Consider the following 21667-nt stretch of genomic DNA (forward strand, 5'->3'; position numbering starts at 1 on the left):
CCTTTGTGCGGGGGCGCCGTACCGGCCCGGGGCGGTTGACGGTTGTCAAATCCGGGCGCGCCCGCGCGTGCTAGCTTGACCGGGCGACAGAACGCCCCGACACTTCCCGCAAGGGGAGAGAGGGCATTGCGCCGCTTGCGGCCTGCCGGGCCGCGCCTAGCAGAGGAGGAGTTCCCATGTTGCGTTACAAGACGTTCGTGCCGCTTGTCGCGGCGGCCGGTCTGGCCTTTGGCGCCCCGGCCGGTGCCGAACCCACCGCCGAGGTCCTGCACTGGTGGACCTCGGGCGGCGAGGCCAAGGCGGTGGGCGAGCTGAAGAACAGTTTCGAGGCCCAGGGCGGCACATGGATCGACTCGCCCATCGCGGGCGGCGGCGGGGATGCCGCGATGACCGCGCTGCGCGCCCGCGTGGTGGCCGGCAACCCGCCCACCGCGGTGCAACTGAAAGGCCCCGGCATCCAGGAATGGGCCGAGCAGGGCGCGCTGAACGACGTGGAAGACGTGGCCGAGGCCGAGAACTGGAACGGCGTGCTGCCGCCGGTGCTGGCCGAGATCATGAAATATGACGGCAAGTATGTCGCCGCCCCGGTGAACATTCACCGCGTCGACTGGATGTGGGCCAACCCCGAGGTTCTGGCCAAGGCCGGGATCGGGGCGATGCCCACCACCTGGGACGAGTTCAACGCCGCCGCCGACAAGCTGATGGCGGCGGGCATCACGCCGCTGGCCCATGGCGGCCAGCCCTGGCAGGACGCCACCGTGTTCGAGAACGTGGTTCTGGGCGTGGGCGGGGCCGATTTCTTTCGCGCGGCGCTGGTCGACCTGGACCAGGAGGCGCTGAATTCGCCGACGATGGTCGCGGCCTTCGACCAGTTGCGCCGGATGCGCGGCTATGTCGACCCGAACTTCTCGGGGCGCGACTGGAACCTGGCGACCGCCATGGTGATGAACGGCGAGGCCGCGTTCCAGATCATGGGCGACTGGGCCAAGGGTGAATTCCTGGCCGCCGGAAAGGTGCCGGGCGAGGATTTCCTGTGCGCGCCGACGCCGGGCAACGGGTTCGTTCTGAACTCGGACAGCTTTACCTTCTTCAAGGTGTCGGGGGACGACAACATCGCCGGGCAGAAGCTGTTGGCCAGCCTCATCATGTCGCCCGGTTTCCAGGAGACGTTCAACCTGGCCAAGGGGTCGATCCCGGCGCGCACCGACGTGGCCCTCGACAAGTTCGACGCCTGTGCGCAGCGCTCGCACGAAGATCTGCTGAAGGCGACCGAGGCCAACGCGCTGGTGCCGTCCATGGCGCATGAAATGGCGATTCCGCGGTCGGTGCGGGGCGAATTCCTGGACCTGGTGACCGAGTTCTTCAACTCGGACATGAGTTCCGAGGACGCCGCGCAGCGCCTGGCCGACGCGGTCAAGCGCGCGATGTAAGGCAGACCCCGGCCGGGGCGCGCACGCGTTCCGGCCGGTCACACCGGCAGGGGGTGGCGTGCTGACAGCGATTTCCCGCGCGATCGAGCGGCGCTTGCCGCTGATGGTGGTTTCACCGCTTTTCGCGGTCAGCCTGTTCTTCGTCTACGGGTTCATCGCCTGGACGGGTTACATCTCGCTGACCGGCTCGCGCATGATGCCCAGCTATGATTTCGCGGGGCTTCTGCAATACGAAAGGCTGTGGGACACGCCGCGCTGGTACGTGGCGCTGAAGAACCTGTTCGTCTTCTCGGGGCTGTTCATCGGGATCAGCATGGCGCTGGGCGTATTCCTGGCGATCCTGCTGGACCAGCGGATACGCGTCGAGGGCGCGATCCGCACGATCTATCTCTACCCGATGGCGCTGTCCTTCATCGTCACGGGCACGGTGTGGAAATGGATCCTGAACCCCGGCCTCGGCATCGAGAAGGTGATGCGCGACTGGGGGTTCGAGAATTTCACCTTCGACTGGCTGGTGAACCCCGATTTCGCGATCTACACGGTGGTGATCGCGGGGGTCTGGCAAAGTTCGGGCTACGCGATGGCACTGTTCCTGGCGGGGCTCAGGTCCGTCGATGACGAGATCCTCAAGGCCGCCGCGATCGACGGGGCGGGGCCGTGGCGGGTCTATACCCGCATCGTGCTGCCGTCGCTGCGGCCGGTGTTCCTGTCGGTCGTCATCATCCTCGCCCACCTGGCGATCAAGAGCTTCGACCTCGTCGTGGCGCTGACGGGCGGGGGCCCGGGCTATGCCACCGACATGCCCGCGACCTTCATGTATGCCTTCGCCTTCCAACGGTCCGAACTGGGTGTGGCGGCGGCGAGCGCGGTGATGATGCTGATGACGATCTGCGCGATCATCGTGCCCTATCTTTATTCCGAACTGAGGGGCGCGCGGAAATGAGGGCGCGGTCCACCTCGGGCATCGTGCGGCGATCGGGGCCGGGCGCGGTGGTGATGCGGGTCGTGCTGTTCGCGGTGCTGGGCCTGTTCTGCCTGTATTACCTGTTCCCGCTGTTCGTGATGGTCTCGACCTCGCTGAAATCGCTGGCCGAGATCCGCGAGGGCAGTTTCCTGGCCTTTCCGCGCGATATCGGGTTCGAGGCCTGGGCCAAGGCCTGGGGCTCGGCCTGCGTGGGCGTGCGCTGCGACGGGTTGCAGCCCTATTTCATGAATTCCGTGATGATGGCGGTGCCGGCGGTGATCCTGTCCACGACGCTGGGCGCGCTGAACGGCTATGCCCTGACGAAATGGCGGTTCCCCGGTGCCGACATCATCTTTGCGCTGATGCTGTTCGGGGCGTTCATCCCGTTCCAGGTGGTGCTGCTGCCGATGGCGCGCACGCTGGGTGAGTTGGGGCTGGCGGGCACGGTGCCGGGGCTGGTGCTGGTCCACACGGTCTATGGGCTGGCCTTCACCACGCTGTTCTTCCGCAACTTCTTCATCGGGGTGCCGGATGGCATCGTGCAGGCGGCCAAGGTGGACGGGGCGGGGTTCTTCGGCATCTTCTTCCGCATCGTCCTGCCGATGTCGCTGCCCGCGATCGTGGTGACGGTGATCTGGCAGTTCACCCAGATCTGGAACGACTTCCTGTTCGGCGTGGCCTTCACCGTGGGCGATTCCAACCCGGTCACGGTGGCGCTGAACAACGTGGTGAACACGTCCACGGGGGTGAAGGAATACAATGTCGACATGGCCGCCGCGATCATCGCGGGGCTGCCGACGCTGTTGGTCTATGTCGTGGCGGGGGCGTATTTCGTGCGCGGTTTGTCGGCCGGGGCGGTAAAGGGGTAGGGCATGGCATCGGGCATCCGGCTGGAAAAGTTGCGCAAGAGCTTCGGCGGCAACGAGGTGATCAAGGGCATCGACCTGGACATCGCGCCGGGGGAGTTCGTGGTGCTGGTCGGCCCCTCGGGCTGTGGGAAATCCACGCTTCTGAACCTGATCGCGGGGCTGGAAACGGTCGGCTCGGGCGACATCTTCATCGGCGGCGACAAGGTCAACAAGGTGCCGCCCCGCGACCGCGATATCGCGATGGTGTTCCAGTCCTACGCGCTGTACCCGACCAAGACCGTGCGCGACAACGTCACCTTCGGGATGGAGACGCGCCGCGTTCCGAAGGACGACCAGGCGGCCGCGCTGGAGGAATTCGCGCGCCTTTTGCAGATCGACCACCTGCTGGACCGCAAGCCCGGGCAACTGTCGGGCGGGCAGCGCCAGCGGGTCGCGATGGGCCGCGCGCTGGTGCGCCAACCCGAAGTGTTCCTGTTCGACGAACCGCTGTCCAACCTTGACGCCAAGCTGCGGATCGAGATGCGCACCGAGATCAAGAAGCTGCACCAGAGGCTGGGCAAGACGGTGGTCTATGTCACCCATGACCAGATCGAGGCGATGACGCTGGCCACCCGGATCGCGGTGATGGACAATGGCCATATCCGGCAATTCGCCGACCCCGCCACGATCTACGAGAACCCGGTGGACATGTTCGTGGCGGGGTTCATGGGTTCGCCGCCGATGAACATGATCCCGGGCCGGGTCTGGCATGACGGGGGCAAGGTGTTCGTCCTGCCGCGCGGTGCGCGCGAGTCGATCCGGTTCCCGGTGGATGGCCCCGCGGCCCGGGGCGCGGACCTGCCCGATGGGCACGAGGTGATCCTGGGGCTGCGCCCGGAAACGATCTTTGCCGCGGGGACGGAATTGCCGGGGCCGAACCGTTACGTGTTCGATGCGCCGGTCGAGGTGGTGGAACCTACCGGCCCCGACACGATGATCGTGTTCCAGATCGGCGGGCAGGACCTGATCGCGCGGGTCCGCCCCGAGGACGTCGCGAAACCGGGCCGGGCGTTCCGGTTCGAGGTGGACATGACCAAGGCCAAGCTGTTCGACGCCGAAACCGGCAAGGCATTGTAACGCCCGGCCCACCCTGTCGTAACGAAATTCCGAGAATGTCCATAAAATGCCACGCTTCGCGCCCGATTGGGGCCGCAAGCCTAGGCTTTGCTTTTCGCCGGTGACATAGTCGCCGCGAGACGTCGAGGAGTTCGTTTATGGGTCGTAGGGTTGCGTTGGTTGCCGGCGGTGCCGGATTCCTGGGTTCGCATCTCTGCGACAGGCTGATCGGCGAAGGCGCGCGCGTGTTGTGCGTGGACAGCCTGGTCACCGGAACGATGGACAACATCGCGCATCTGGTCGGGCGCGAGGGCTTTCGGTTCCTGCGCCACGATGCCACGGAGCCGCTGGACCCGGGCGAAACGGTGACCGAGATCTTCAACCTGGCCTGCCCGGCCTCGCCGATAAAATACGCCATCGACCCGGTGCACACCTTTCGCACCAGTGTCCTGGGCACGATGAACCTGCTGGAGCTGGCGCGGGCGACCGGTGCGCGGCTGGTGCAGGCCTCGACATCCGAGGTGTATGGCGACCCGGCGATCAGCCCGCAGCACGAGGGTTATTGGGGCAATGTCAATCCGGTCGGCCCGCGATCCTGCTATGACGAGGGCAAGCGCGGGGCGGAAACCCTGTGCCACGACTACCGCCGGCAACATGGCGTGGAGGCCCGCATCGCGCGGATCTTCAACACCTATGGCCCGCGCATGGCGCGCGATGACGGGCGGGTGGTGTCGAATTTCATCGTGCAGGCGCTGACCGGCCTGCCGCTGACGGTCTATGGCACCGGCGAGCAGACCCGTTCGTTCTGCTATGTCGACGACCTGGTCGAGGGGCTGATGCGGCTGATGGCGGCCAGCGGCCGGGTGCCCGGGCCGATCAACCTCGGGAATCCGGGCGAATTCACGATGCTGGAACTGGCCGACATGGTGCTGGCCAAGACCGGGTCGGCCTCGACGCTCAGCTTTGCGCCGCTGCCCCGCGACGACCCGCGCCAGCGGCGCCCCGACATCGCGCTGGCCGGCCGGGTCCTGGGCTGGGCGCCGCAGGTCACGCTGGACGAGGGGCTTGACCGCACCATTCCCTATTTCGCGCAGCTCATCCACAAGGGACAAACCGGGGAATGACCATGGGCGAGGGCACGCGGAAAACGGTCCTGGTGACCGGTGGCGCCGGCTATATCGGCAGCCACACCTGCAAGCGGCTGGCCGAAGCGGGCTATTTGCCGGTGGCGTTCGACAATCTCAGCACCGGGCACGCGGATGCCGTGCGCTGGGGCCCGCTGGTCCGGGGCGACACGCGTGACAGCGCGGCGGTGGCGGACGCCATCCGCGCCCATGCGCCGGTGGCGGTGATCCATTTCGCCGCCGCCGCCTATGTGGGCGAATCGGTGCGCGATCCGGGGTTCTACTACTCGAACAATGTCGAGGGGATGCGCGGGCTGCTGACCGCCTGCGCCGAACAGGGGCTGGGCCAGGTCATCTTCAGTTCCAGCTGCGCGACCTACGGGGTGCCGGCCGACCTGCCGATCACGGAAAGCACACCCCAGAACCCGATCAACCCCTATGGCCGGACCAAGCTGATCGGCGAATGGATGCTGGCCGATTTCGCCCGCGCCCATGGCATCCGCTATGTCGCGCCGCGCTATTTCAACGCCTGCGGTGCCGATCCGGACGGCACGCTGTGCGAACGCCACGACCCCGAGACGCACCTTGTCCCGCTGGCGCTGTTCGCCGCGGACGGGCGGCGGCCACGGCTGGATCTGTTCGGCACCGACTATCCCACGCCCGACGGCACCTGCATCCGCGATTACATTCATGTCTGCGACCTGGCCGAGGGGCACCTGGCCGCGCTGCGCTATCTGGAGGGGGGCGGCGACAGCATGGCGGTCAACCTCGGGACCGGGACGGGCCATTCCAACCGCGAGGTGCTGGCGGCGGTGGGCCGCGTCCTGGGCCGCCCGGTGCCGGTGAACGAGGCCGCCCGGCGCGAGGGCGACCCGCCCGCGCTGGTCGCCGATCCGTCCCGCGCCCGCGAGGTGCTGGGCTTTGCCGCGCGCTATGGCGACCTGGACGAGATCGTCGCCCATGCCGCGCGCGCCTTCGGAATGAAGCATGGTGATGACGGCACGCCCTGACCGACGCCCGGGCCGCGGCCGCCCACGCCACCTTGTGTCGATCTACACCCCCTGGATGCGGCTTCGCTATGGGCTGTCGGTGCTGATCTGGGCCGCGGCGGCGCTGTGGTTCTGGGCCTGGTGGTTCCAGCCCGAACATAATATCGGCACGCTGCGCTACCTGGTCATCACGCTGGCGGTGGCCTGGATCATGTTCCTGCAGGTCTATTTCCTGAACGTGATGCTGCGCGCGGTGCGTCCCTCGGGCGATCTGGCCGCGCTGAAGGGCGCGCGCGTGGCGATGGTGGTGACGAAAAGCCCGTCGGAACCCTTCGAGGTGGTGCGCCGCACGCTGGAGGGGATGCTGGCGCAGGACTGGCCGCACGACACTTGGCTGGCCGACGAGGACCCGTCGCCCGAAACGCGGGTCTGGTGCGCGGTGCACGGCGTGAAGATCTCGACCCGCAAGGACCGGCCCGACTATCACCGCAAGGAGTGGCCGCGCCGGACCCGCTGCAAGGAAGGCAACCTGGCGTTCTTCTACGACCAGTACGGCTATGAGGCGTATGATTTCGTCTCGCAGCTGGATGCCGATCACGTGCCCCAGCCCGGTTACCTGCGCGAGGTGCTGCGCGCCTTTGTCGATCCCGAGGTGGGCTATGTCAGCGCGCCCTCGATCTGTGCCCGGAACGAGAACGAAAGCTGGGCCGCGCGGATGCGCCTGCATCACGAGGGGATGTTCCACGGCATCCTGCAGGCGGGCTATTCGAACGGCTGGGCGCCGATGTGCATCGGGTCGCATTACGCGGTGCGCACCGCCGCGCTGAAGGAAATCGGCGGGCTGGGGCCGGAACTGGCCGAGGATCATTCCACCTCGATGATGATGAACGCCCATGGCTGGCGCGGCGTGCATGCCTTCGACGCGATCGCGGTGGGCGACGGGCCGGTGACCTTCGCCGACATGCTGACCCAGGAATTCCAGTGGTCGCGCAGCCTGGTCACGCTGTTCCTGCGCTATACGCGCGACTATTTCGCGGGGCTGCGCCCGGTGCTGAAGTTCCAGTTCCTGTTCTCGCAGCTGTGGTACCCGACCTTCGCGATCTTCATGCTGATGACGATGCTGGTGCCGGTGACGGCGATCACCTTCGACATGCGCTTTGCCGACGTGACCTATCCCGCCTTCGTCGCGCACAGCGTGCCGGTGGTCGCGGCCTTCGTGCTGATCGCCTATCAGCTCAAGGCGGACGGGTTGTTCCGGCCGACCGATGCCAAGGTCATCAGCTGGGAAAAGGCGCTGTTCCAGTGCGCGCAATGGCCCTGGGTGCTGTGGGGCTGCGTGATGGCGGTGCGCGACAGCGTGACGGGCCGGTTCGTCGATTTCCGCATCACCCCCAAGGGCGCCTCGGCCGAGGCCAGGCTGCCGCTGCGGGTGCTGATGCCCTATGTGGTGATCGCGCTGCTGTCGATCCTGCCGGTGATCCTGGTCGAGGATGCGGGCGACGCGGCGGGCTTCTACCTGCTGTGTCTTTTCAACGCAGGGCTGTATCTGGCCGTTCTCGGCGTGGCGATCACGCACCATATGCGACAAAGTGGTCTTGACTGGATGGCCCGCCTGCGCCGCGATGCGCCGCAGCTTGCGGTCACGCTGGGGCTGGCGGGGATGCTGGTGTTTTCGGGATGGCTCAGGGGCATGCAAAGCCTGCATTATCTATCCACCGGACTGGGGCCCTACCAGTTCACCAAGATCGAATTCCTGGTCTCCGGGGCCGGGCAGGGGGGAGGAAAGAGCATGCACTACTCGTTCGAACGCCCCGTTGCCCTGTCGGACCGGTGGCCGACCACCGAGTGAGGAACGCACCATGGCCTACGCTCTGAAATCCGTACTTGCCGGTCTGGCGGCGTCGCTGTGCCTGACGACGGCCGCGCATGCCGAATCCGCGCCTCCGGGCGAGATGCCGTTCGGCGTCTACGATCCCGACGGGGTGTTCGCCGACGATCCCGAGGTGACGATCGAGCACCTGTTCCTGCCCTGGGAGGACGTGTTCCTGCCCAGCCTGATCGAGGCCGACAGCTATGCGCTGGAACGCGGCCGGTCGATCCTGGCCACGATCGAGCCCTGGACCTGGAACCGGTCCGAGCGCAACACCCCCGAGATCCTGCAACAGGGCATCGCCTCGGGCGAGTACGACCGCTACATGGCCTCGATCTGCGCGGTGCTGAACCTGTTCGAAAGCCCCGTCACCGTGCGCTGGGCGCAAGAGATGGAAGACGCCAGCGGCCAGTTCATCTGGGCCGACTGGGAGCCCGAGACCTGGATCGCGGCCTACCGGCGCATGGTCGATGTCTGCCGCGCGCAGGCGCCCGAGGTGAACTACATGTGGTCGCCGCTGGGATACGAGGAACTGGCCGATTATTACCCCGGCGACGATTACGTCGATATCGTCGGTCTGTCGGTTTTCGGCCTGCAACCCTGGGAGCGCGAGATCCTGGGCGAGGAGCAGACCTTCGAATCGATCCTCGCGCCGCGCTATGCCCGGGCCGAGGTGTTCGGCAAGCCGGTGGTGGTGGCCGAACTGGGCTATTCCGGCAGCCAGGATTACGTCGACAAGTGGAACGGCGAGGTACGCCAGATTTATCCGCAATTCCCCAACCTGGTCGCCGTGGTCTATTTCAACCAGGTCGAGGTCTATCCCTGGCCCGATGGCTATGGTCTGCCGAACTGGAAGTTCGAAGGCCGGGTGATCGGCGAATAGCCGCCGAAACTGCCATCTGATCGCGCATCCCGGCCGAGGGCCGCCCACCCGCTGGGCGGCCCTCGGCAATTGTCCGCCCATATCGGGCGGCGGCGAGGTGCTGCCTCGCCTTCGCCATGGCGCTGCCACAGAAAAGCTTAACCACTCGACGATACTCACCATACCTGGGGGGCTTGTGATCCGACTCGACGACCCATAGGGGTCGTCGCCGGCACGGCCCTGTGCGGGGCGACAGAGAACAGGCAGCGTAGGGACCACTCGCCATGCGTATTCTGCAACGACCAACCCGGGCGTTGGCCCCGGTTCTGGCGGCCGCGGCGACCGCCGGTGTGATGGCCACGGCCGTTCCCGCGGCGGCGGGGGACGGCAAGCTTGTCCAGCGGCCGGCGATCGTCGGGGCCTCTGTCATGCGCTGGCTGAACCCTGCGCCCAAGGCCGCCGCCCTGTCCAAGCGCGAGCGCAAGGTGATGGCGGGCCGGCTGGACAGCCGCCATGGCCGTGGCACCTACATCTGCACCGCCTCGGGCTTCGGCAAGCGGCCGAGCTGTTTCACGCGCTAGGGCGCGGCCGCCCGGCCTCTTTGCGGCCGGGGGCGCGATGGGCTATGCCCTGACCGGCGGCCGCAGCCGCAGGGACAGAGGCATGGGATCAGAACAGCGTTCTTCCGGGTCCGGCCGCGGCGGCCCGCACGGTGCCCAGACGATCGTCTGGCTGGCCGGCTGGACGCGCCGCAAGGACGCGATATTCGCCGCCATCGCGCAGGGCGCGGGGAGGGGCGTGCGGCTGCCGCTGATCGGGCTGTCCTTCCGCGGCTTTCCCGAAACCCGTGACCGCGCCGCCGCCGCGCTGGCCGTGGCGAAACGCCAGCCCCGGGGGCGGGTCGGCCGCGCGTTGAAACGCGCGCTGATCGCCGCGCAATACAACTGGTCGCGCCGTTATTTCACCCGCCACCCCGGCCGCATCGCGGTCTGCTGGAACGGGCTGACCGGGTCGCGCTGCGCCTTCATGGAGGGAGCGCGGGACGCTGGCGCCGGGCGGCTTTACGTGGAACTGGCCCCGTTTCCCGGGCGCATCACGCTGGACCCGGTGGGTGTGAACGCGCTGAACGGTCTGCCGCGCGAGCCGGGGTTCTACCTCGATTGGGCCGGAACAGAGACGATTCCGCCCGGCGAGAGCTGGCGAGCACTCGGGGCGAACCTCACGGCGCGCGCCTCGCGCCGGGCCGATGTGGGGCAGGCGGGCGCCGAGGCGCTGGCCGATGCGGGGGATTTCCTGTTCGTGCCGTTGCAGGTGCCCAACGACAGCCAGATCACGCTGTTCTCGGGCTGGGTCGGCAGCGTCGAGGGGATGATCGCCGCGCTCGCCCGCGGCGCGCGGCACCTGCCCGAGGGCTGGCATATCCGGGTGAAGGAACACCCCTCGGCGCGGACCTCGCTGGCCGGGCCGCTGGCCCGCGCCGTGGCCGACAGCGGCGGGCGGCTGGTGATCGACAACGCCACCGACAGTTTCGCCCAGCTGGCCGCGTCGCGCGGTGTGATCACCGTGAATTCGTCCATGGGCCTGCAGGCGTTTTTCCACGACAAGCCGGTGATCGTGCTGGGACAGGCGTTCTTTGCGATGCCCGGCCTTGTCACCTGCGCCCCGTCCGAACCGGACCTGGCCGAGGCGCTGGCCCGGCCCGAGGCGCTGTCCTTCGACCCGGCGCTGCGGGGGGCGTTCATGTCCTATCTCGACCGGGTCTATTACCCCCGGATCGAGGACCACCCCGATGGCCGCGTCACCATCGACCCCGCGGCGCTGGCGCGCAAACTGGCCGCCGCGCGGCCCTGACCACCCTTTCACCCCGCGGGCCTTTGCTGTAAGGGTCGCGCCCGGGAATTCACCCGAGACAAACAGGAGCCACCGATGGGCTACAAGGTCGCCGTCGTCGGCGCCACGGGCAACGTGGGCCGCGAAATGCTGAACATCCTGGCGGAACGCCAGTTCCCGGTCGACGAGATCGCCGCGCTTGCCTCGCGCCGCTCTCTCGGCACCGAATGCAGCTTTGGCGACAAGACCCTCAAGACGCTGGACCTGGACACGTTCGATTTCACCGGCTGGGATATCGCGCTGTTCGCCATCGGGTCGGACGCGACCAAGCAATACGCGCCCAAGGCGGCCAAGGCCGGCTGCGTGGTGATCGACAACTCGTCGCTCTACCGCTACGACCCCGACGTGCCGCTGATCGTGCCCGAGGTGAACGCCGACGCGATCACGGGCTATTCGAAAAAGAACATCATCGCGAACCCGAACTGTTCCACCGCGCAGATGGTGGTGGCGCTGAAGCCCCTGCACGACCGGGCGAAGATCAAGCGCGTGGTGGTGTCGACCTACCAGTCGGTTTCCGGTTCGGGCAAGGACGCGATGGACGAATTGTGGAACCAGACCAAGGGGATGTATGTCCCCGGGCAAGAGGTGGAACCGTCCGTCTACCCCAAGCAGATCGCCTTCAACGTGATCCCGCATATCGACGTCTTCCTGGACGATGGCTCGACCAAGGAAGAATGGAAGATGGTCGCCGAGACCAAGAAGATCGTGGACCCCAAGATCAAGGTCACCGCGACCTGCGTTCGGGTGCCGGTCTTCGTCGGCCATTCCGAGGCGATCAATATCGAGTTCGAGGAGTTCCTCGACGAGGACGAGGCGCGCGACATCCTGCGGGAAGCCCCGGGCATCATGGTGGTCGATAAGCGCGAGAATGGCGGTTACGTCACGCCGGTGGAATGCGTCGGCGATTTCGCCACCTTCGTCAGCCGCATCCGGCAGGATTCCACCATCGAGAACGGCCTGAACATCTGGGTGGTGTCCGACAACCTGCGCAAGGGCGCGGCGCTGAATGCGGTGCAGATCGCCGAGGTTCTGGGCCAACGGGTGCTGAAGAAGGGGTGAGAGGCGGTCCGGGCCGGAAGGCCCGGCAAACTCTCCAGTGGAGAGTTTGAGCCTCGAACGGGCGGAGCCCCGATGGGTAGGCGGTCCGGCGGCGGGGCGTTCGCGCCCCGGCGGCATCGCAATCTTGGCCTTGCCATCGCGCGTCCGTCTGCCGCACCCTGCGGGACAGCGAGTCCCAACGGAGCGACCGACATGCGCGCCCTTGTCCTGTGCCTGGCCCTGGCCCCGTCAGCCCTTTGGGCCGATGACATTCCGCTGACCAGCGCGGTGGCCGCGGTGACCCTGTATCCCGACGGGGCCACGATCACCCGCCAGGTGCCGTTCGACATGCCCGCAGGGCGTCACCGGCTGATCCTGGCCGACCTGCCGCAGACCACGCCGCTGCAGGCGGTGCGGGTCGAGGTCGCGGGCGCCACCCTGGGCAGTGTCACCGCGCGGTCGGATTTCGTGCCGCCACGCTCGCCCCTGAAAGACGCCGTTCTCGAGGCCGCCGAGGCGCGGGTCGAGGAGCTGGAAGAGCAACTGCGCAAGGGCGAGGCCGAGGTGCGGGCGATCCGGCTGGAGGTGACGGCGGCGCAGGCGCGGGCGGATTTCCTGGGCCGGATCGGGGCCGAGGGCGGGCCGGTGCCGGTGGACACGCAGGCGCTGCTGGACCTGTCGGCGATGATCAAGGGCACCACGCTCGCCGCCCTGCGCGAGGCGCACGAGGCCGAAGCGCGCGCCGCGGCCGCCGACCGCGCGCTGGATGACCTGCGCGACGACCTGAAGGATGCGCGCCAGACCCTGGCCGCGCTGGTCCCCGAGGCCGAGGCGCGGGCCTACCTGGCCGTCGCGGTGTCGTCCGAGGCGGCGGCCAGCGGCCAGGTGACGATCACCTATCCCATCGCCAACGCCGGCTGGACGCCGGTCTACGACCTGCGGCTGGACCGGGCGGCGGGCGCGCTGACCATCGAACGTGGCGCCTTCGTCGCGCAGGAGACCGGCGAGAACTGGGACAACGTCGCGCTGACGCTGTCGACGGTGCGGCCCAGCGAACAGGTCGCGCCCAGCGTGGTCCGGCCCGATCTCCGGCGTATCGGCGACCCGGTCGAACCGTTCCCGCGCGCACGCATGGCGATCGCCGAGGACGCGCCCAACGTCGCGGTCGAGGCCGCCCCGGCGCCCGCCTTCGAGATGGCCAAGGCAGAAAGCGACGGTATTTCGGTGAGTTACACCTATCCCACCCCGGTCGACATCGCCTCGGGGGCGGACCGGGTGCGGCTGGCACTGGGCACGCTGTCGGCGCGCGCCGAAGTCGCCGCGCGCGCCGCGCCGCTATGGGATGCGACCGCCTTCGTCGTGGCCGAGTTCACCAACGACACGGGCGAGGTGATCCTGCCCACGGGCGAGGCGCTGTATTACCTCGACGGGCGTTATGTCGGCCAGCAGGGCATCGCCGCGATCCCCGCGGGGGGCGAGGCGGAACTGGCCTTCGGGCCGGTGGACGGGCTGCGGCTGACGCGCACCGTTCTGGACCGCAACGAGGGCGACCGGGGCGTGATCCGCAAGTCGAATGAACGGGTCGAAGAGGTGCGGATCGAGGTCGAGAACCTGACCGGCGAGACCTGGCCGATGCGGGTGGTCGACCGGGTGCCCTATTCCGAACAGGAAGACCTGGAGATCACCTGGCAGGCCGATCCGCAACCGGCCGAGACCGACCTGGACGGCCAGCGGGGGGTGCTGGAATGGCGATTCCTGCTGGGCGCGGGCGAAAGCCGGGACATCGCGCTGTCGCACCGGATGACCTGGCCCGAGGGCAAGGTGCTGCGCTGACGGGCCGGATTCCGCGATATGAATTCCATATGAATCGCATATGAATCCCATATGAGTTTTTTCGGACTCGCGCCGCACCGCCCGCCCCCTTCTTCTTGGCGAAAATACCCCCGGGGGGTCGCCATCGGAGCGCCATTGGCCCGAGAGACAATGGCGACGGGGCAGAGCCCCGGCCCGGGTCGGCTTGCACCGCAAGCCGAAACCCATCCACCCGCTAGAACCGTTCGGCGCGCAGCACCTGGCAATCGGTGACGGACACCACGCCGATATGGCGCTCGACCACGGCAAAGGCCGCGTCCAGCAGCCCGTCCAGCCGCTCGGCGCGGATCAGGCAGACGACGGCCACCATGCCGCCCGCGCGGCCCACCTGGCCCTCGCGGCTCCAGGTGCCCGACCGGCCGGTGCCGCCCAGGACCGGCAGCACGGTATAGCCGGTGACGCCCGCCTTCTCCAGCGCGGCGGTCAGGCGGCGTTCCATCGGCGCCTCGATGATGATTTCCACCCGTTTCGCGGCATGGGTCTGCATGGGCCTATCCTCCGGTGACAAGGCGGGCCGCCGCCAGATACAGCGGGATGCCCAGCGTCAGGTTGAACGGGAAGGTGATCCCCAACGACAGCGTCAGGTAGATCGAGGGGTTCGCATCCGGCAGCGCCACCCGCATCGCCGCCGGCACCGCGATATACGAGGCCGAGGCCGCCAGCGTCATCATCAGCACCACGCCGCCCAGCGAAAGGCCCAGCCCCAGCCCCAGGATCAGCCCGAAAACCGCGCCGATGGGCGGCATCAGCACGCCAAAGGCCAAGAGCCCCGGCGTGATGACGCCCCGGCTGCCGCGCAGGTTCCGCCCCGCGACCAGCCCCATGTCCAGCAGGAACAGGCACAGCACGCCCTTGAACGGCGAGACGATGAAGCTTTCGATTTCGGCCAGCCCGGCGGGGCCGGTGATCCAGCCGATGGCGAAGGCGCCCAGCAGCAGAACGATGGACCCGTTCAGCAGGATTTCCCGCCAAAGGCCCGGTTCCATCTCGGCCTGTCCGCCGCGGCGCATCACCAGCCACAGGGCGGCCAGGATCGCCGGGGCCTCCATTATGGCGGCGACGGCGACCATGAAGCCCTCGGCGGCGATGCCCTGGCTGGCCAGGACGGAACTGGCCGCGACGAAGGTGACGATCGAGATCGAGCCGTAATGCCCCGCCACCGCGCCCGCATCGACCGGCCCCAGCCGGGTCATCGCGCGCAACAGCGCGTAGGCCACGAAGGGAATTCCCGCCGACAGCACCAGCCCCGCCAAGAGCGCCAGCAGCAGGGTCGCGTCCAGCCCGTGCGCCGCGACCCCCGCGCCGCCCTTGAAGCCGATGGCGAACAACAGGTAGATCGACAGCGCCTTGGCCGCGGCCTCGGGCACGGTCAGGTCGGACCGGGCGAGCGCCGCGGCCACGCCCAACGCAAAGCTGAGGATGATCGGCGACAGCAGGTTGCCCGCCGCAAGCGTCAGGATGTCGGCCATGCGCCCCTCCGTGCCGGTCCTGCGGTCACGCTAGCCCGCGCTGGTCCCGGACGAAAGGTCAGACCGGCACGAACCGGTCGCTGGCCGGATCGTAGCATTCGACGACGCCCTCGCCGATATCGTTCCACAGCCCGTGCAGCGCCAGTTCCTCGGCCTCGACGGCGTCGCGCACGAAGGGGAAGGACATCAGGTTTTCCAGCGAGACCAGAACCGCGTCCTTTTCCATCGCCTCCAGCCGGGCGGATTCGTCGGCGATGTTGGCCTTGCGTTCATAGCTGGGGCGCAGGATGTCCATCCAGCGGCCGATGAAGCTGGACTTGTCCTCAAGCTGGGGGGCGAGGCCCGCGCACATGTCGTGGCAGCCCCGGACGCCGCCGCACTGGGAATGGCCCACCACCAGCAGGTTCGCGACCTTCAGAACGGTGACGGCATATTCCACCGCCGCCGAGGTGCCGTGATGGTCGCCATCGGGCGCGTAGGGCGGCACGAGGCCCGCGATGTTGCGGTGGATGAAGAATTCGCCCTCGTCCGCGCCGAAGATCGAGGTGACGTGCACGCGCGAGTCGCAGCAGGAAATGATCATGGCGCGCGGGCGCTGGCCTTCCTCGGCGAGGCGGCGATACCAGGCCTTGTTCTCGGCATGGGTCGTGGCCTTCCAGCCTTGGTAGCGCTGGACCAGGTATTGCGGCAGAGGGCGGGCGTTCTGCATCGGGGTCTCCGTTTTCTCTGCGGCTGCATAATGCGCATTTGCCGGAAATTCGAGAGATTTCGCCCCCTTGTCGCAACGCTTTCTTGACGCAACCGGGCGAATTCTGCCCGCAGGTGTGGCGGTGGTTTTTTCGGAGGGGAACGAGTGTCCCGAGTAGTTGCAATGCGCCAGGACGAACCCCTGAGTGTGGATTCGGACCGCCTGGCGGACATGTTCGTCGAGTTGGGCGAGACCCGGGCGGCGGATCTGGTGGCGCTTTCGGTCGAGCGGCTGGAGGCGCTGATGGCAAGCCTGGACGTGGCCACGGCGCAGGTGCGGCCCGGCGATTGCATCGACCTGGCCGGGCAGATCCGGGCGCTGGGCGATTCGCTGGGGCTGCTCAGCCTGTCGGTGGCGGCCCGGGGCGTGGCCCGCGCGGTGCAGTCGGGCGACCCGGTGGCGGTGGCCGCGACGATGGCGCGGCTGCGGCGGCTGGCGCTGCGGTCGTTCCGGATCGCGGCCGAGTTGCAGCACCGGTCGGGCTGAACCCGCTTGCGGGCGCGGGCGAAGCGGGTAGGGTCGGGGCGTTCCCACCCCGCCGGAGGATTGCCCGCCCATGTCGCCCCGTTTCGCCGCGCCCGATGAGGTTTCGCTGCCGCTTCATGTTGTCGAGGAGGCCGCGCTGGAGGATTGGCGCGCCGCCCGCCCCGCGGCCGAGGCGGCCTGGCTGACGGCCACCGGGTTTGCCGCCGGGCTGGGCGAGGTGGCGATCCTGCCCGGCGCGGGCGGCGCGGTTGCGGGGGCGGTTGCGGGCCTTGGCACTGCGGGCGCCCGGGCGCGCGGGCGGTTCCACCTGGCCGGCATCGCGGCGCGCCTGCCCGAGGGTGTCTGGCACCTGGAAACCGGCCTGTCCGGCCCCGCGCTGGAGGCCGAGGCGTTGGGCCTGTTGCTGGCCGCCTACCGGTTCGACCGCTACCGCGCGCAGACCCCGCTCAAGGCCCGGTTCAAGGCGCCCGCCGGTGTCGATGCCGCGCGGATCGAGGCGCTGGCCGCGGGCGAGGTGCTGACCCGCGACCTGATCAACATGCCCGCCGCCGACATGGGGCCCGAGGCGCTGGAGGACGCGCTGTTCGCGCTGGCCGCCCGCCACGGCGCCACCGCCAGCGCCATTCGCGGCTACGAGCTGATCGCGCGGAACTTCCCGATGATCCACGCGGTGGGCCGCGCCGGCCCGCAGGCCCCGCGCCTTTTGGAGCTGCGCTGGGGCGATGCCGGGCCGCGGCTGACGCTGGTGGGCAAGGGGGTGTGTTTCGACACCGGGGGGCTGGACATCAAGCCCTCGGCCTCGATGGGCCTGATGAAGAAGGACATGGGCGGCGCGGCCACCGTGATGGGCCTGGCCCATGCGATCATGGCGCTGGGCCTGCCGCTGCGGTTGCGCGTGCTGATCCCGGCGGTCGAGAATTCGGTGTCGTCCACGTCCTTCCGCCCGCAGGACATCCTGACCGCGCGCAACGGGCTGACCGTCGAGGTCAACAATACCGATGCCGAGGGGCGGCTTGTGCTGGCCGATGCGCTGGCCCTTGCGGCCGAGGAGGAGTGCGAGGCGCTGATCTCGATGGCGACGCTGACCGGGGCGGCGCGGGTGGCCGTCGGCCCCGATATCGCGCCGTTCTATACCGAGGACGACGCGCTGGCCGCTGCGATTTCGGGGGCCGCCACCGACGCCGCCGACCCGGTCTGGCGGATGCCGTTCCACGCGCCCTACGAAACGATGATCGAACCCGGAATCGCCGACCTGGACAACGCGCCCAAGGGCGGGTTCGCGGGCTCGATCACCGCGGCGCTGTTCCTGCGCCGGTTCGCGGGGGCCGCGCGCTATGCCCATTTCGACATCTACGGCTGGCAGCCCGCCGATGCCCCCGCCCGGCCCAAGGGCGGCGTCGGCCAGGGCGCGCGGGCGATCCTGGGGGCGCTGCCCGGCGCGCTGGGGCTGTGAGCGACCGGCGCGAGACGCCCGCCAACGGCCGGGTCGCCGCTCTGCACCTGGCGGGGCAGGTTCAGGCCGCGCGGTTCGTGCAGCCCGTCCTGCACCGCGTGACCCGCCCGCTGGCCGACCTGCTGCGCGCCCCCGGCGGGCCGCGCGAACGCCAGCTGGTGCTTGGCGAGGGATTCGAGGTGCTGGAGGTGCACGAAGGCCATGCCTTCGGCTGGGCCGCGCGGGACGGGTTCGTGGGCTATGTCGCGGCCGGGGCGCTGTGCGATGCCGTGCCCGAGCCCACCCATATCGTCGCCGTGCCCGCCAGCCACGCCTATTCCGCGCCCGACCTGAAACGGCCCGAGATCTGCGGCCTCAGCTTCGGCTCGCGGGTGCGGGTCGTGTCGGCCAGCGGCGCGTTCTTCGAAACCGCGCAAGGCTGGTTCGTGCCGAAACCGCACCTGCGCCCGGCGAACGCGCCCTTTGCCGACCCGGTGACGGTGGCGCAGATGTTTTTCGGCGCGCCCTACCTGTGGGGCGGCAATGCGATCTGGGGAATCGACTGTTCGGGGCTGGTGCAGGCGGCGTGGCTGGCCGCTGGCCGCGCCTGCCCCGGCGACAGCGACCAGCAGGAACGCGCGCTGGGTACGGCGCTGGCCCCCGGCACGCCGCCCGAACGGGGCGACCTGTTGTTCTGGAAGGGGCATGTCGCGATCGTGGTGGACCCGGGGGTGATGATCCACGCGAACGGGCACACGATGTCGGTGGCCTATGAACGCATCGACGAGGGCATCGCCCGGATCGCGGCGGCGGGCGATGGGCCGGTGACGGCGCACCGGCGGGTCTAGGGGGCGGGGCTAGTCGACCGGGCGGATCAGCTTCTTGTCGAGGACACGCAGCACGGTTTTCAGGTCATGGCCGCGCTTCAGGATCTGCCCGTCCATCCCGATCACCGCGTACTGGCCCTGCCTGTTGCGCAGCCGGGGGCGTTTCTCGATGCGGTAAAGCGGATGTTCGGCGGTGCGGCGGAAGATCGAGAAGACCGCCACCTCGCGCAGGCAGGAAATGCCGTAATCGCGCCACTCGCCCGCGGCGACCATCCGGCCGTAAAGCGTGAGGATGACCCCCATCTCGGCCCGGTCGAAGGCCACTTGCTCGGGCGTGCTGGCCCGGGGAAACGGGGTCGGCGGGACGACGTTCATCCGCCCAGCGTGCCGCCGCGCGCGCGGCAAATCAAGACCTGCCCGGGTTTTGCCGCGAAATTACCTTTGCATGGCCCGGCGCGTTCCGCGGTGCTGCCGGGATTCGGGGCGACATTTTCCCCATAGCGAAGACGCTACCCCGGTGCCGCGGATTAACAGCCCCCACCCAGCCCGCGGCACCGGGACTTTCGCTTTCCCCCCCTTTTTCCGATGAGGATGTCAGGCGGCGGTTCCTTGTGCGACCGGTGCATGGGGGGCGCTGCCCCCCGTCCTGCGGACTCCCCCCGGGATATTTTCGGCCAGAAGAAGAAACGATCTGTTCTTCTTCTTGGTGCAAGTACCCTGGGGGGTCTGGGGGGCAAAGCCCCCCAGCCGGTCGCCCCGGCGATAGCCGGGGCGACCGGCTGGGCCGCCCCGTCGGCCGTTCACCCGAACGCCCCCTGGCAGAACCAGCCCGGGGATGTCTCCTTGCCATGGGCATAGTACAGCCACAGCCGCCGGCCGCCCTCGGTGTCCATCCGCCAGTAGTCGCGCGGCCCAGACCGCCAGGCGGGATCGTCCAGCCACCATTCCGGCGCGATCCGCTCGGGGCCGATGGCGCCGATGGTCGCGAAATCCCGGCGCCGCCAGCGGAACCGCGCCGGGGGCGTGGGGGTGTCGGGCGCGGTGACCGGTTCGGGCGGGAAGATCAGCAGCGGGCGTGGCCGGTCGCGGGCGGGCCAGTCCGGCACCGGGGCCGACCAGGCGGCGGCCAGCACCTGCCAGCCCTTTTCGGGGATGTGGCTTTCGGCGGGCGCGACCCGGGTGACCGCCTCGAGTCCGACCCGCGCGCCGATTCGCCCGATGAGATCCGCAAGCGCCGCCTCGGCGCCGCCGGGGGCGGTGGCGGCGCGGGCGGCCTCGGCATGGCCCGCGTGCTGGCGGGCGTGGACGGGTTCGGTCTCGGGGGCCTGGAGCCTGAGCCGGTCGATGCCGGGGCCGGCGTCGATCGCCTCCAGCTTCAGCGCGATCAGCGGGCGGATGCGATCGGGCGCGGCGGTGGGCTGGGCCAGGCCGATGTCCACGGTTTCCACCGCGTGATCGCAGCGGAACGCTTGCAGCCGCACCCGCCGCGCGCCCTGCCCGGCCCGGGCCAGCCGGGTGCACAGCGCGGGCAGCAGCCGGTCGAGCCCCGCGAGGATGTCCGCCTCGAGCCCGATCGGGTCGGGCAGGGTCAGGCGCACGGCGAAATGGGGCTGGGCGCGCAGCGGCGAGACCGGTTCGGGTTCGGCCCCCAGCGCCTGGTCGAGCCGGCGCACCAGGTCGCGCCCGAAGCGGCGGGCGAGCGGGGCGCGCGGCATCCCCAGGATATCCGCCACCCGGTGCAGCCCCAGCCGGGCCAGCCCCGCGACCGTGTCGGGCGGCAGGCGCAGCGCGGCCATCGGCAGGGGGGCAAGGGCCGCGCGGGTCTGGCCCGGCGGTGCGATCCGGGGCGCGCGGGGGGCGTCGGGCAGGGGCGGGTGGCGCTGCCAGGGCTGGCGTTTCGCGGCGCGCGCGCGGGTCGCGCGGGCCTCTTGCGCGATGGCATCGCCCGAGCGGTGCGCCGCGGCCCGCTGCCCGGCAAAGCGCGCCAGCGCCCAGGCCGCGCCGCGGGTATCGGCCAGCCCGGCCCGCACGCCAAGGCCCAGCCGGTCGCAATCGGCCTGTATCTCGGCGATCAGCGCCTCTTCGCCACCGAAGAGATGCGCGCAGCCGGTGATGTCGATCACCAGCGCGTCGGGCGGTTCGGCCGCGACCCAGGGCGAGAACCGGCCGGCCCAGCGCACCAGCCCTGCCAGGAACGCGGCCTCGCCGGCCGGATCGGCGGGGCAGGTGACAAGGCCCGGACAGATCGCCATCGCATCGCGCATCGGCTGGCCCGGGCGCAGGCCCGCGGCCTCGGCCTCGGGGTTCAGCGCGGCGATGACCTGGGCGCCGGCCGTCTCGGCGATCACGGCGAAGGGCGCGGGCGGCAACCCGCGCTGGCGGCGCAAAAGGCGGTCCGCGGCAAGGCGCGGGAACCAGAGCGACAGGATGCGGCGGGCGGGCATGGCGGCAGCAAATGTTCATGATATGTTCCGAAATCTAGCCTCCGCCCGCCGGGGAGTCGAGGCCGCCGCCGCCCGCTTGCATCCACGCGGTCTTTCCCGCAGGGTCCGGCCACGGAACGACAGGGAGACATCTGGGATGCGGACGCGTGCGGCGGTTGCGTATGAGGCGGGGAAGCCTCTTGAGGTGACGGAGGTGGAGCTTGCCGGCCCGAAGGCGGGCGAGGTCCTGGTCGAGATCAAGGCCACCGGCCTGTGCCA

The 21667-nt window shown here is 69.2% G+C and carries 20 protein-coding genes and 1 pseudogene; 16 read left to right on the plus strand and 5 right to left on the minus strand.

Features of this window, described 5'->3' with window-relative positions; genetic code table 11:
- Positions 1–176: 176 nt before the first annotated feature.
- The 12 genes from EV662_RS17090 to EV662_RS17145 all read left to right on the plus strand — a co-directional run bounded on the left by EV662_RS17090 (position 177) and on the right by EV662_RS17145 (position 13964).
- Positions 177–1430: an ABC transporter substrate-binding protein gene (locus EV662_RS17090; protein WP_132465279.1), complete on the plus strand. Its 1254-nt coding sequence runs from the start codon at positions 177–179 to the stop codon at positions 1428–1430.
- Between the two features lie 70 nt (positions 1431–1500).
- A complete protein-coding gene (locus tag EV662_RS17095; protein ID WP_207903643.1) occupies positions 1501–2373 on the plus strand; it encodes a carbohydrate ABC transporter permease in 873 nt (290 codons plus the stop codon).
- A gap of 53 nt (positions 2374–2426) precedes the next feature.
- Positions 2427–3263 carry a carbohydrate ABC transporter permease gene (locus EV662_RS17100; RefSeq protein WP_425057044.1) on the plus strand — a complete coding sequence of 279 codons (837 nt, stop codon included), beginning with the start codon at positions 2427–2429 and terminating at the stop codon, positions 3261–3263.
- A 3-nt stretch (positions 3264–3266) separates the two neighbouring features.
- Entirely contained in the window at positions 3267–4379 is a 1113-nt protein-coding gene (locus EV662_RS17105; protein ID WP_132465285.1) for an ABC transporter ATP-binding protein, read from the plus strand.
- A 137-nt stretch (positions 4380–4516) separates the two neighbouring features.
- A complete protein-coding gene (locus EV662_RS17110) occupies positions 4517–5482 on the plus strand; it encodes a UDP-glucuronic acid decarboxylase family protein (protein ID WP_132465288.1) in 966 nt (321 codons plus the stop codon).
- Positions 5479–6492, plus strand: a complete 1014-nt coding sequence (galE, locus tag EV662_RS17115) for a UDP-glucose 4-epimerase GalE (RefSeq protein ID WP_132465291.1) — start codon at positions 5479–5481, stop codon at positions 6490–6492. The genes EV662_RS17110 and galE overlap by 4 nt, the downstream gene beginning before the upstream one ends.
- Complete coding sequence (locus EV662_RS17120) at positions 6476–8320, plus strand: glycosyltransferase family 2 protein (protein WP_243695889.1); 1845 nt, start codon at positions 6476–6478, stop codon at positions 8318–8320. The genes galE and EV662_RS17120 overlap by 17 nt, the downstream gene beginning before the upstream one ends.
- Before the next feature lie 10 nt (positions 8321–8330).
- A complete protein-coding gene (locus EV662_RS17125; protein WP_132465297.1) occupies positions 8331–9224 on the plus strand; it encodes a glycoside hydrolase family 26 protein in 894 nt (297 codons plus the stop codon).
- A gap of 263 nt (positions 9225–9487) precedes the next feature.
- A complete protein-coding gene (locus EV662_RS17130; protein WP_132465300.1) occupies positions 9488–9784 on the plus strand; it encodes a hypothetical protein in 297 nt (98 codons plus the stop codon).
- A gap of 82 nt (positions 9785–9866) precedes the next feature.
- Positions 9867–11054: a capsular polysaccharide export protein, LipB/KpsS family gene (locus EV662_RS17135; RefSeq protein ID WP_132465303.1), complete on the plus strand. Its 1188-nt coding sequence runs from the start codon at positions 9867–9869 to the stop codon at positions 11052–11054.
- A gap of 75 nt (positions 11055–11129) precedes the next feature.
- Positions 11130–12152, plus strand: a complete 1023-nt coding sequence (locus EV662_RS17140; RefSeq protein ID WP_132465306.1) for an aspartate-semialdehyde dehydrogenase — start codon at positions 11130–11132, stop codon at positions 12150–12152.
- A gap of 192 nt (positions 12153–12344) precedes the next feature.
- Positions 12345–13964, plus strand: a complete 1620-nt coding sequence (locus EV662_RS17145) for a DUF4139 domain-containing protein (RefSeq protein WP_132465309.1) — start codon at positions 12345–12347, stop codon at positions 13962–13964.
- A 214-nt stretch (positions 13965–14178) separates the two neighbouring features.
- On the opposite strand, the gene EV662_RS17150 is transcribed toward EV662_RS17145, so the two are convergent.
- The 3 genes from EV662_RS17150 to EV662_RS17160 are packed head-to-tail and all read right to left on the minus strand — an operon-like array spanning position 14179 to position 16181.
- Positions 14179–14490 (minus strand): P-II family nitrogen regulator, encoded by a 312-nt coding sequence (locus EV662_RS17150; protein ID WP_132465312.1) that lies wholly within the window; start codon positions 14488–14490, stop codon positions 14179–14181.
- A 4-nt stretch (positions 14491–14494) separates the two neighbouring features.
- Positions 14495–15472, minus strand: a complete 978-nt coding sequence (locus tag EV662_RS17155) for a sodium-dependent bicarbonate transport family permease (RefSeq protein ID WP_132465315.1) — start codon at positions 15470–15472, stop codon at positions 14495–14497.
- 58 nt (positions 15473–15530) lie between these two features.
- On the minus strand, positions 15531–16181 hold the full coding sequence (locus EV662_RS17160) for a carbonic anhydrase (protein WP_132465318.1): 651 nt from the start codon (positions 16179–16181) through the stop codon (positions 15531–15533).
- Between the two features lie 144 nt (positions 16182–16325).
- On the opposite strand from EV662_RS17160, the gene EV662_RS17165 reads away from it, so the two are divergent.
- From EV662_RS17165 to EV662_RS17175, 3 genes are all read left to right on the plus strand, one after another.
- The gene (locus tag EV662_RS17165) at positions 16326–16706 is read left to right on the plus strand and encodes a hypothetical protein (RefSeq protein WP_132465321.1); all 381 of its coding nucleotides are present in this window, start codon (positions 16326–16328) and stop codon (positions 16704–16706) included.
- A 70-nt stretch (positions 16707–16776) separates the two neighbouring features.
- Positions 16777–18159, plus strand: coding sequence for a leucyl aminopeptidase family protein (locus EV662_RS17170; protein WP_132465324.1), 1383 nt, complete (start codon positions 16777–16779; stop codon positions 18157–18159).
- Positions 18156–18986 carry a C40 family peptidase gene (locus EV662_RS17175; protein WP_132465327.1) on the plus strand — a complete coding sequence of 277 codons (831 nt, stop codon included), beginning with the start codon at positions 18156–18158 and terminating at the stop codon, positions 18984–18986. Before EV662_RS17170 ends, EV662_RS17175 begins: the two co-directional genes overlap by 4 nt.
- Positions 18987–18995: 9 nt before the next feature.
- Here EV662_RS17175 and EV662_RS17180 read toward each other — a convergent pair whose 3' ends face one another.
- On the minus strand, positions 18996–19340 hold the full coding sequence (locus tag EV662_RS17180) for a DUF2794 domain-containing protein (protein ID WP_132465330.1): 345 nt from the start codon (positions 19338–19340) through the stop codon (positions 18996–18998).
- 425 nt (positions 19341–19765) lie between these two features.
- The gene (locus EV662_RS17185) at positions 19766–21409 is read right to left on the minus strand and encodes a Y-family DNA polymerase (RefSeq protein ID WP_132465333.1); all 1644 of its coding nucleotides are present in this window, start codon (positions 21407–21409) and stop codon (positions 19766–19768) included.
- A 136-nt stretch (positions 21410–21545) separates the two neighbouring features.
- Between EV662_RS17185 and EV662_RS17190 the strand changes: the two are divergent.
- Positions 21546–21667: pseudogene (locus tag EV662_RS17190) on the plus strand (S-(hydroxymethyl)glutathione dehydrogenase); the annotation flags it as partial.

Source organism: Rhodovulum marinum (assembly GCF_004343075.1).
GTDB lineage: Bacteria > Pseudomonadota > Alphaproteobacteria > Rhodobacterales > Rhodobacteraceae > Rhodovulum > Rhodovulum marinum.

Coding starts and splice junctions, on each gene's coding strand:
- EV662_RS17135 (WP_132465303.1), top strand. CDS start 9,867: ATGGGATCAGAACAGCGTTCTTCCGGGTCCGGCCGCGGCGGCCCGCAC.
- EV662_RS17155 (WP_132465315.1), bottom strand. CDS start 15,472: ATGGCCGACATCCTGACGCTTGCGGCGGGCAACCTGCTGTCGCCGATC.
- EV662_RS17185 (WP_132465333.1), bottom strand. CDS start 21,409: ATGCCCGCCCGCCGCATCCTGTCGCTCTGGTTCCCGCGCCTTGCCGCG.
- EV662_RS17145 (WP_132465309.1), top strand. CDS start 12,345: ATGCGCGCCCTTGTCCTGTGCCTGGCCCTGGCCCCGTCAGCCCTTTGG.
- EV662_RS17170 (WP_132465324.1), top strand. CDS start 16,777: ATGTCGCCCCGTTTCGCCGCGCCCGATGAGGTTTCGCTGCCGCTTCAT.
- EV662_RS17100 (WP_425057044.1), top strand. CDS start 2,427: ATGCGGGTCGTGCTGTTCGCGGTGCTGGGCCTGTTCTGCCTGTATTAC.
- EV662_RS17150 (WP_132465312.1), bottom strand. CDS start 14,490: ATGCAGACCCATGCCGCGAAACGGGTGGAAATCATCATCGAGGCGCCG.
- EV662_RS17090 (WP_132465279.1), top strand. CDS start 177: ATGTTGCGTTACAAGACGTTCGTGCCGCTTGTCGCGGCGGCCGGTCTG.
- galE (WP_132465291.1), top strand. CDS start 5,479: ATGACCATGGGCGAGGGCACGCGGAAAACGGTCCTGGTGACCGGTGGC.
- EV662_RS17110 (WP_132465288.1), top strand. CDS start 4,517: ATGGGTCGTAGGGTTGCGTTGGTTGCCGGCGGTGCCGGATTCCTGGGT.
- EV662_RS17105 (WP_132465285.1), top strand. CDS start 3,267: ATGGCATCGGGCATCCGGCTGGAAAAGTTGCGCAAGAGCTTCGGCGGC.
- EV662_RS17180 (WP_132465330.1), bottom strand. CDS start 19,340: ATGAACGTCGTCCCGCCGACCCCGTTTCCCCGGGCCAGCACGCCCGAG.
- EV662_RS17120 (WP_243695889.1), top strand. CDS start 6,476: ATGACGGCACGCCCTGACCGACGCCCGGGCCGCGGCCGCCCACGCCAC.
- EV662_RS17160 (WP_132465318.1), bottom strand. CDS start 16,181: ATGCAGAACGCCCGCCCTCTGCCGCAATACCTGGTCCAGCGCTACCAA.
- EV662_RS17130 (WP_132465300.1), top strand. CDS start 9,488: ATGCGTATTCTGCAACGACCAACCCGGGCGTTGGCCCCGGTTCTGGCG.
- EV662_RS17140 (WP_132465306.1), top strand. CDS start 11,130: ATGGGCTACAAGGTCGCCGTCGTCGGCGCCACGGGCAACGTGGGCCGC.
- EV662_RS17125 (WP_132465297.1), top strand. CDS start 8,331: ATGGCCTACGCTCTGAAATCCGTACTTGCCGGTCTGGCGGCGTCGCTG.